General features: G+C 73.8%; 8 protein-coding genes. 4 read left to right on the top strand and 4 right to left on the bottom strand.

What is annotated here, in order from left to right; all coding sequences use genetic code 11:
* Nucleotides 1-116: AAA family ATPase (locus VF746_24725; protein HEX8695642.1), on the bottom strand; the 116-nt coding region annotated here is incomplete at its 3' end.
* 219 nt (nucleotides 117-335) lie between these two features.
* Nucleotides 336-2,243, bottom strand: coding sequence for a tRNA uridine-5-carboxymethylaminomethyl(34) synthesis enzyme MnmG (mnmG, locus tag VF746_24720; protein HEX8695641.1), 1,908 nt, complete (start codon nucleotides 2,241-2,243; stop codon nucleotides 336-338).
* Between the two features lie 272 nt (nucleotides 2,244-2,515).
* Between mnmG and VF746_24715 the strand changes: the two genes are divergently transcribed.
* Genes VF746_24715 through VF746_24700 form a run of 4 tightly spaced genes read left to right on the top strand, consistent with a single transcriptional unit; the run spans nucleotide 2,516 to nucleotide 4,857 of the window.
* On the top strand, nucleotides 2,516-3,361 hold the full coding sequence (locus VF746_24715; GenBank protein HEX8695640.1) for a hypothetical protein: 846 nt from the start codon (nucleotides 2,516-2,518) through the stop codon (nucleotides 3,359-3,361).
* An 11-nt stretch (nucleotides 3,362-3,372) separates the two neighbouring features.
* Entirely contained in the window at nucleotides 3,373-3,843 is a 471-nt protein-coding gene (locus VF746_24710; GenBank protein ID HEX8695639.1) for a phage holin family protein, read from the top strand.
* Nucleotides 3,798-4,580, top strand: coding sequence for a hypothetical protein (locus VF746_24705; GenBank protein ID HEX8695638.1), 783 nt, complete (start codon nucleotides 3,798-3,800; stop codon nucleotides 4,578-4,580). Before VF746_24710 ends, VF746_24705 begins: the two co-directional genes overlap by 46 nt.
* 4 nt (nucleotides 4,581-4,584) lie before the next feature.
* A complete protein-coding gene (locus tag VF746_24700) occupies nucleotides 4,585-4,857 on the top strand; it encodes an acylphosphatase (protein HEX8695637.1) in 273 nt (90 codons plus the stop codon).
* 206 nt (nucleotides 4,858-5,063) lie between these two features.
* Here VF746_24700 and mnmE read toward each other — a convergent pair whose 3' ends face one another.
* Entirely contained in the window at nucleotides 5,064-6,461 is a 1,398-nt protein-coding gene (mnmE, locus tag VF746_24695; protein ID HEX8695636.1) for a tRNA uridine-5-carboxymethylaminomethyl(34) synthesis GTPase MnmE, read from the bottom strand.
* 205 nt (nucleotides 6,462-6,666) lie between these two features.
* A complete protein-coding gene (yidC, locus tag VF746_24690) occupies nucleotides 6,667-8,400 on the bottom strand; it encodes a membrane protein insertase YidC (GenBank protein ID HEX8695635.1) in 1,734 nt (577 codons plus the stop codon).
* Nucleotides 8,401-8,408: the final 8 nt, after the last annotated feature.

The following is an 8,408-nucleotide window of genomic DNA, read 5'->3' as shown; positions in this document are numbered from 1 at the left end:
GTGTCCACGACGAGCGTCTTCTTCTCGGCGACGGCCAGGCACGCCCCCAGGTTGATGGCCGTGGTGGTCTTGCCGACGCCGCCCTTCTGGTTCGCGATGGCGATGATGCGCGACACGCCCGTCCTCTGAGCCTGGGTGGGGGTGGGGACAGGGGAATCTAACCGGCCGTCCCGGCTTCGTCCAGAAACGTGGTACGGAAGTGTTCCACGTGGAACATTTCAACGGCGAGTGCGTGAGTGCGGAAGTGCGTGAGTGCGCTGGAATCCAGGAGCCGTCCCGGCCCGCGCAGACACCTCCATCCACCTCGGTCGTAACGCACTTCCGCACTCACGCACTCACGCACTGGCAGTTATCGCCCTCCGCTTCCGCACCTCCATCACCAAGTTCTGCAGGTCGCTCGGGCTCACGCCGGGGATGCGGCCAGCCTGGGCCAGGGTGGCGGGGCGCACCCGCTCCAGCTTCTGCCGCGCCTCGAAAGAGAGCGAGGCCAGCTCGGGGTAGGGAAGGTCCGCCGGAAGCGCGAAGTCGGCCTGCCGCTGCAGCGCCTCGGCGCGCTCGCGCTCGCGCGCCAGGTAGCCGTCGTACTTGAGCTCCATCTCCACCGTCACCAGCGCCTCCGTGGCGGCCGCGCGCTCCTCCTCGCTTCCGTCCCCGGCGAGCGGCCCGCCTCCCACGGCTTCCAGCAGCGCCGCCGCGGTGACGCCCGGGCGCTTGAGGAGCTGGGCCAGGCGCACGGGCTCGCGGATCGGCTGCGAGCCGGCCCGCTCCAGCAGCGCGCCCACCTGCGCGGGGGCGGCGTTGGTGCCGCGCAGCCACCCCTCCAGCCGCTCCGCCAGCTCCAGCCGCCGCTGCAGCGCCTCGCGCTGCGCGGGGGTGAGCAGCCCGCGCGCCGCGGCCAGCGGGCCCAGCCGCTGCAGGGCGTTGTCCTGACGCAGCACCAGCCGGAACTCGGCGCGCGAGGTGAAGAGGCGGTACGGCTCGTCCGTCCCCCGCGTCACCAGGTCGTCCACCAGCACGCCGACGAACGCCCGGTCGCGCTCCAACACCAGCGGCTCGCGCTCCAGCGCCGCGAAGGCGGCGTTCGCGCCGGCCACGATCCCCTGCCCGGCGGCCTCCTCGTACCCCGTGGTCCCGTTCACCTGGCCGGCCAGGAAGAGCCCGTCCAGCGCCTTCAGCTCCAGCGTGGAGCGGAGCTGGTGGGGCGGGTAGTAGTCGTACTCGATGGCGTACCCCACCCTGGTCATCCGCGCCCGCTCCAGCCCCGGGATGCTCCGCAGCATGCGGAGCTGCACCTCCGCCGGGAGCGAGGTGGAGAGGCCGTTCACGTACAGCTCCGTGGTCTCCAGCCCCTCCGGCTCCAGGAACACCTGGTGGCGCGGCGCGTCGGGGAACTTGACGATCTTGTCCTCGATCGAGGGGCAGTAGCGCGGCCCCCGCCCGGAGATCTCGCCGCCGTACAGCGCGGAATCTCCGAGGTGATGCCGGACGATCTCGCGCAGCGGCTCGCCCGTCCAGGTGATCCAGCACGGCCGCTGCGGGAGGAGCGGGGCCCGCTCCCAGGCGGAGAGGCGGTACTCGGGACTCTCGCCGGGCTGCACCTCCGTCTTCGAGAAGTCGACCGAGCGGCCGTCGATGCGGGGCGGGGTGCCGGTCTTGAAGCGCGCCACCTCCAGCCCCAGCGCCTCCATCTGCTCGGCCAGGCGCACCGACGGCGGGTCGCCCGCGCGGCCGGCCGGCACGCCCGGAGACCTGCCGACGTGGATCTTGCCGCGCAGGAAGGTGCCCGCGGTGAGCACCACGGCGCGGGCGCGGAACTCGAAGCCGCTCTCCGTGCGCACCCCGGCCACGCGCGAACCCTCCAGCACGAGCGAGCCGACCATCCCCTGGAAGAACTCAAGGTCCCGGTGCCGCTCCAGCAGCGCGCGGGCGGCGCGGGGGTACAGGCCGCGGTCGCACTGGGCGCGCGGGGCCCAGACGGCGGGGCCCTTGGAGCGGTTCAGCATGCGGAACTGGATCCGCGCGCGGTCGGTGGCCAGCGCCATCACGCCGCCCAGCGCGTCCACCTCGCGCACCACGGTACCCTTCGCCACCCCCCCGATGGCGGGGTTGCAGCTCATCTGGCCGATGGCCTCCAGGCTGGCGGTGACCAGCAGCGTGCGCGCCCCGATGCGCGCCGACGCCGCGGCTGCCTCCACCCCGGCGTGCCCGCCGCCCACCACGATCACGTCGAACCGGTTGTCCATGCGTGCTTCCGGCCACTCGCCCAGGGATGATCCGCCGCTGATCCGCGCGGATTCAGGTACATGGATAATAGCGTCAGGAAAACGGGCTCTCATTACCTCGCCTGTGGAGGAGTGTTCCACGTGGAACATCTGGACGGGATCGAAAGAGCGCGCCTGCGCTCACGCACCTGCGCACTCACGCACTTACGCACTCTCTGCCCAGGACCCTGGCACATACGTTGCACCCCCGCCCCGTCCCACGGATGGGAACCGGAAAAGGGAGGAGAACGTCTATGTCAGACCCTAACTTCGGCGCCGGAGGGACCGGCGGCGGGACGGGCGAGAGCGGCCGCACCACGGGCGGCGCCGGCGGCCTCGGCTCCACGGGCACGGGCGGCGCGGGGCTGGGTGGCGCGAGCGGTTCCACCGGAGGCAGCGGCCTCGACGCGAGCACGGGCGGCAGCGGCGGCCTGGGCGGAACGAGCGGCGGGAGCGGGCTGGGAGGCACCGGCGCGGGGAGCACGGGCGGCTTCGGGTCGACCGGCGGCTCCACGGGCGGCCTCGGCTCCGCCGGCGGGAGCACCGGCCTGGGAGGCTCGACGGGCTCCAGCGGGCTCGGCGGCAGCTCCGGCGGCGGGCTCGGCGGCGGCACGAACCTGGGCGGGTCGACCGGCGGCGGGCTCGGCGGCGGCACCAGCCTGGGCGGATCGACAGGCGGCCTGAGCGGCGGGCTCGGCGGCGGCGCGGGGGCGTCCGGCGCCTCCGAGTTCGGCGGCACGGGGACCGGGACGGCCACGGCCAGCCGGCTGGGCGGCCAGGGCGGCGGGCTGGAGGACACGCTCGGCGAGCTGCAGGGCCGCGCGGACCAGATGCTCGACCAGGCGGCCGACCAGCTGGAGACCGCCGCGCAGAAGATCGACGAGCTGGCCGACCGCGTCCCGCAGAAGGGGCTCGGGGCGAAGGCCGGCAACCTGGCGTCGAGCGCGGCCGACTCGCTGGAGGCGGTGGCGCGCTTCCTCCGCGACAACGACATGAACTCGCTGCAGCGCGAGCTGGGGCGCGTGGTGAGCCAGCAGCCGGTGGGGACGGTGCTCCTGGCGGTGGCCGCCGGGTTCGTGGTCGGCAAGGTCCTTCGCTAAGGGAGGCATCGATGGCGGACCGAGTTCAGACCACGGCGCCCGCGCCGGTGGCGAGGGCCGATGACGGGCGAGTCCCCGGGGGCGAGCCCGCGCTCGGCGACCTCATCCGGCAACTGGCGCAGGACAGCGCGACGCTGGTCCGCCAGGAAGTCGCCCTCGCCAAGGCGGAGATCCGCGAGAACGTGAAGACGGCCGGGCGCAACGCCGCCATGGTGGCGGTGGGCGGCGTCCTGGCCCTGCTGGGCGTGCTGGTGCTGGTCGCCTTCCTGGTGATGCTGGTGGGCGACGCGCTCGACGAGTACTGGCTGGGCGCGCTGATCGTGGGCGCGCTCTTCCTGATCGTCGGCGGGATCCTGGCGAAGAAGGCGCTCGGCAACCTGAAGCAGGAGAGCCTGGCGCCCGAACAGACGCTCGAGACCCTCAAGGAGGACAAGCAATGGCTGCAGAGCGAGATGAAGTCGGTCCGTCGGGACCTGGCCTGAGCGGAACGGGCCGCGACCACGAGGGGCTGGAGGCCGGCACCACCCGCTCGCTGGCGATGGGCGACGCGCCGGGCGGCGCCGAGGTGCACGCGGGGATCGCCTTCTCGGCCGAGCACGAGCCGGCCGGGCTGCGCGAGAAGGCCACCAGCCGGGTGAAGGACGTGGCCGGCACGGTGGCCGAGCGCGCGGGCGACCTGGGGAGCCGGGCCCGCTCGGTGGCGGGCGACGTGGGCAGCCGGGCCGGCGAGCTCGCCTCGCAGGCGCGCACGCGGGTGAGCGGCCTGGCCGACCGGGCCACCACCGCGCTGGAGGACCGGGGGATGCTGGACAAGATGCGCGAGAACCCCCTCCCGGCGCTGGGGATCGCCTTCGCCGTCGGCTTCCTGCTGGCGGGCGGCGGCAGCCGTCGCGGCGGCGAGGGGCAGCTGCGCGAGGGGAAGGCGTCGCGGGCTCGCAGCGAGCTGCGCAACGCGCTGATGGCCGGCGTGACCGCCGGGCTGGCGCAGGGGGCGCGCAACTTCCTGCGCAACCTGGGCGCCGAGGACAGCGTGGTGAACGAGGTGATGCAGAACATCCCCGGCCTGGGCGGCCCGGCCCGCGGCGGCAGCAGCAGCAGCGGGAGCAGCGGCGGCGGCGGCGCCCGGCCGGCCGCGACCGCGGGGCGCAGCGGCGGCGGCATGGCGTCGGCGGGGAGCGGCGGCACGCACCGGCCGCCGAGCCACCAGGAGAACCTCTGACGGGATGACCGACGCCGGGTTCCGCGTGCGGGGGCGGGTGCAGGGGGTGGGATTCCGCTGGTGGGCCCGCTCCCAGGCCTCGCGCCTGGGGCTGGTGGGGACGGTGCGGAACGCGGACGACGGTTCGGTGGAGGTCCAGGCGCGGGGATCCGACGCCGCGCTCGCGGAGCTGGAGCGGCTCCTCCAGGAGGGGCCGCCCCACGCGCGGGTGGCGGCGGTCGACCGGATCCCCGCGTCGCTTTCCCCCGCGGCGGCCGGGTTCGACATCATCCGCTGATTTTCCGAAGCTCACCCGAAGAAAAACGGCTTCGCCATTTCGCGCCTGCCGTAAAAACGAGGCAGGGAGAGGGTGCGTGGTGCGCCCCCCACCCCAAAATCGTTTGTAGCGCGATTTCGACCGGGGTTTTGAAGGCAGTGCCCAGTCCCAAGTGCCCAGGAAACCCGGTGTGTGGTTCCTGGGCACTGGGCACTGGGCCCTGGGCACTACTTCCCGACGCAGAAGTCGCCGAAGACCCGGTCGAGCACGTCGTCGACGGTGACGGCGCCGATCAGGTCCTCGAGCGCGCCGGCGGCGGCGCGCAGGTGGGTGGCGGCGAGCTCCATCGGCACGGCGTCGTCCATCGCCTCCAGGAAGGCGGCCACCTCGCCGCGGGCGGAGCGCAGCGCGCGCGCGTGCCGGCCGCGGGTGACGAGCGGCGCCTCCCCCGGCTCCCCCAGGATGCCGCCGAACGCGATCCCGAGCAGCGCGTCCCGCAACTCCGGGATCCCCCTCCCCTCCGTGGCGGCGACGCTCACCTCGCGAACACCACCGGGCAGATCGTTCCCGCTGTCCCCTGTCCCCTGTCCCCTGTCCCCCATCAGGTCGGACTTGGTCCGCACCACCACCGCGCGCGCGGGGTCGAGCCCGACCAGGAACTCGCGCTCGTCGCTTTCGACCGACCGGCCGGCCTCGACGCAGAAGAGCACGATGTCGGCGGCGGCCAGGTAGCGGCGGGCCACCTCGATGCCGATCGTCTCCACGCGGTCGGCGGTCTCGCGCAGGCCGGCGGTGTCCACCAGGCGGAAGGGGTAGCCGTCGAGGGTGACCGAGGCCTCCAGCGCGTCACGGGTGGTGCCGGGGACGTCGGTGACGATGGCGCGCTCCACCCCCAGCAGCGCGTTGAAGAGCGACGACTTCCCCGAGTTCGGCCGCCCGGCGAGGACGGTGAGCGCTCCCTCACGGAGCAGCTCGCCCTCGGGCGCGGTGGCCAGGAGCGCGTCCAGGCGGCCGAGCACGTCGGCGGCGGAGGCGCGCGCGCGCGCGGGGGGAACGGGCGGCTCGTCTTCTTCGGGGAAGTCGATGGAGTAGGCGACGAGCGCCTCGGTGCCGACGATAGCCGCGCGCAGCTCCTCGACCCGGCGCGAGAGGCCGCGCTCCATCTGGTGCACGGCCGCCCGGTGCAGCGCGCGCGAGCGCCCGTCGATCAGGTCGAGCACGGCCTCGGCCTGGAGGAGGTCGAGCTTGCCGTTCAGGTACGCGCGGCGGGTGAACTCGCCCGGCTCGGCCGCGCGGGCGCCGGCGGCCAGGAGCGCGTCGAGCACGAGCTGCGGGGTGAGCACGCCGCCGTGGGTGGTGATCTCGACCGTGTCCTCGCCGGTGTAGCTGGCCGGGGCGGGGAAGAAGGCGACCAGCCCCCGGTCCAGCCGCTCACCCGTCTCCGGGTGCCGGAGCGCGAGCAGCCGCTGGCGGCGCGGCGCCGGCGCGCCGTCGAGCGAGGGCGCGACGCCGCGGAGCACGCCGAGCGCGCCGGGGCCGGAGACGCGCAGCAGGGCGACGGCGCCGCGGCCGGGCGGCGTGGCGATGGCGGCGATAGTGTCGGCGGTAAGGGGAGGCGCGGGCATGCGGGGGAGAATGGGGGAGGGGAGGGCGGGGGGCAACCGCGGGAGATCTTTCTCGCGCAGGGGGAGCAGAGGTGTTTCTCTGCTGACTCTGCTGACTCTGCTGACTCTGCGTGAGGCTTTGTCGTTTTCCCAGAATGGGATGAGACGCGAACGCCCGCCTCTCGTCGTGAGGGGCGGGCGTCGTGTCGATCGGTCCGGACCGGGATCAGCGGCGGGGCTTTTCGCGGCTCGCGGGGCGGCCGGCGGGGCGCCTGGCTTGGGCGGACTCCTTCGCCTTCTGCGCTTCCATGGCCGCGCGGCGCTCGCGGGCCAGCAGCACCTGCTGGGGGATGGAGGCCAGGTTGGTGGTGGCGTAGTACAGGTTGAGCCCCGACGGCATGAACCAGAAGAAGAAGCCCATCATCAGGGGCATCGTGTACATCATCGTCTTCGTCTGCGCGTTCTGCTCGATCCCGCTCATCTTGCTGGTGATCCACTGCAGCGCGAACATGGAGGCCACCAGGAAGGCCGGCAGCAGGAACAGCGGGTCCTGCAGCGACAGGTCCGGCAGCCAGGCGAAGCGCGCCCCGCGGAACTCCACGGCGCCCTGGAAGACGAAGAAGAGCGTGATCAGCACCGGCATGGGGATCAAGAGCGGCAGGCACCCCGACATCATGGAGAAGGGGCTCACCCCCAGCTCCTGGTACATCTTCATCATCTCCTGCTGCTGCTTCCGCGGGTCTTCGGCGTAGCGCGTCTGGATCTCCTTCATGCGCGCCTGCAGCTGCGGCTGCACGGCCATGTTGCGCATCTGCGCGCGGCCGGCCTTGGCGTTCAGCGGCCAGGTGACCAGGCGCACCATCACGCCGAAGAGGATCAGCACCCACCCGTACGCCAGCCCCAGCGAGTCGTGCAGCTCGCGCAGCACCCACAGCACCCCCGCGGCGATCGGCCGGATCACCGGGCGCAGCCAGCGGTAGCCGTACGGGTTCACCTCCTCCAGCTCGTGGCCGGCGGCGGCCAGGCGCCCGTGCTCCAGCGGCCCCAGGTACGCCTGGAAGGCGAAGGTGCCGTCGGGCCCCAGCGGGAGCACGGTGGTGCCGAGCGCCCGCGGCGAGACCAGGCGCTCGCCCCGCACCGTGTAGGGCTCGTCGGGGACGTTCCGGGCCATCAGCCGCGTGAACTGGCGGCCGGTGGGGTTGATGAGCGCCAGGAAGAAGTAGCGGTCCCGCACCCCCGCCCAGGCGAGCGGCCCGGGGATGGTGTCGGCCGCCTGCACCCGGCGCAGCGGGAGCCGCTCGACGCGCTCGCGGTTCCACGCCACCAGCGAGAGCTCGCGCTCCTGGGCGTGCTCGCGCGCGTCGTGCGGCGCCAGGCCGGGGCCCAGCTCGGTGTACAGCGTCCCCGCGCCGCCGAGCCCGAAGAAGCGGCCGCGGACGTCCACCAGGTAGTCGTCGGGCCGGAAGGTGTAGACGATCTCGGCCACCGGGGTGCCGCCGGGCGCGTAGGTGAAGCGCAGCTCCTGTGGCCGGTCGCCCTCGCGCAGGTCGATGCGGGGGGCGCTGGGCTGGAAGTCGGCCGCGCGCAGGTCCAGGGTGCGGCCGGCGGCCACCACGCGCTGGCCGAGCACGTCGGTAGCGCCCTTCGGGATGAGCTGCACGTTGCTCCGCGGCTGCACGTACGAGCGGTACTTCAGCAGCTCGGCGGCCACCAGCGCGGCGCCGCGCGTGGAGAAGTCGTACTCGTAGAGCGGCGAGCGGACGGTGACGGTGCGCGCGGGCGCCCGCGGAGCGGCCGGGACCGCGGCGGCGGGCGCGGCTGACGGCGCCGCCGCGGGGGCGGCGGCCACGCTGTCGGCGCGGGGCCGCGCGGGCGGCTGGGGGGCGGGCGGCGCCAGGTAGTTCCACACCACCAGCAGGATCGCCGTCAGGGCGAAGGCCAGGAGGAGTCGCTTCTCCATCTATCTTC

The organism is Longimicrobium sp. (genome assembly GCA_036389795.1).
Lineage (GTDB): Bacteria > Gemmatimonadota > Gemmatimonadetes > Longimicrobiales > Longimicrobiaceae > Longimicrobium.
This window is presented reverse-complemented; position numbering and strand designations above follow the sequence as displayed.

What these genes read in the sequence shown, in the direction of transcription:
- yidC (HEX8695635.1), bottom strand. Translation starts at nt 8,400, where the DNA reads ATGGAGAAGCGACTCCTCCTGGCCTTCGCCCTGACGGCGATCCTGCTG.
- VF746_24705 (HEX8695638.1), top strand. Translation starts at nt 3,798, where the DNA reads ATGGCTGCAGAGCGAGATGAAGTCGGTCCGTCGGGACCTGGCCTGAGC.
- VF746_24715 (HEX8695640.1), top strand. Translation starts at nt 2,516, where the DNA reads ATGTCAGACCCTAACTTCGGCGCCGGAGGGACCGGCGGCGGGACGGGC.
- VF746_24710 (HEX8695639.1), top strand. Translation starts at nt 3,373, where the DNA reads ATGGCGGACCGAGTTCAGACCACGGCGCCCGCGCCGGTGGCGAGGGCC.
- mnmG (HEX8695641.1), bottom strand. Translation starts at nt 2,243, where the DNA reads ATGGACAACCGGTTCGACGTGATCGTGGTGGGCGGCGGGCACGCCGGG.
- VF746_24700 (HEX8695637.1), top strand. Translation starts at nt 4,585, where the DNA reads ATGACCGACGCCGGGTTCCGCGTGCGGGGGCGGGTGCAGGGGGTGGGA.
- mnmE (HEX8695636.1), bottom strand. Translation starts at nt 6,461, where the DNA reads ATGCCCGCGCCTCCCCTTACCGCCGACACTATCGCCGCCATCGCCACG.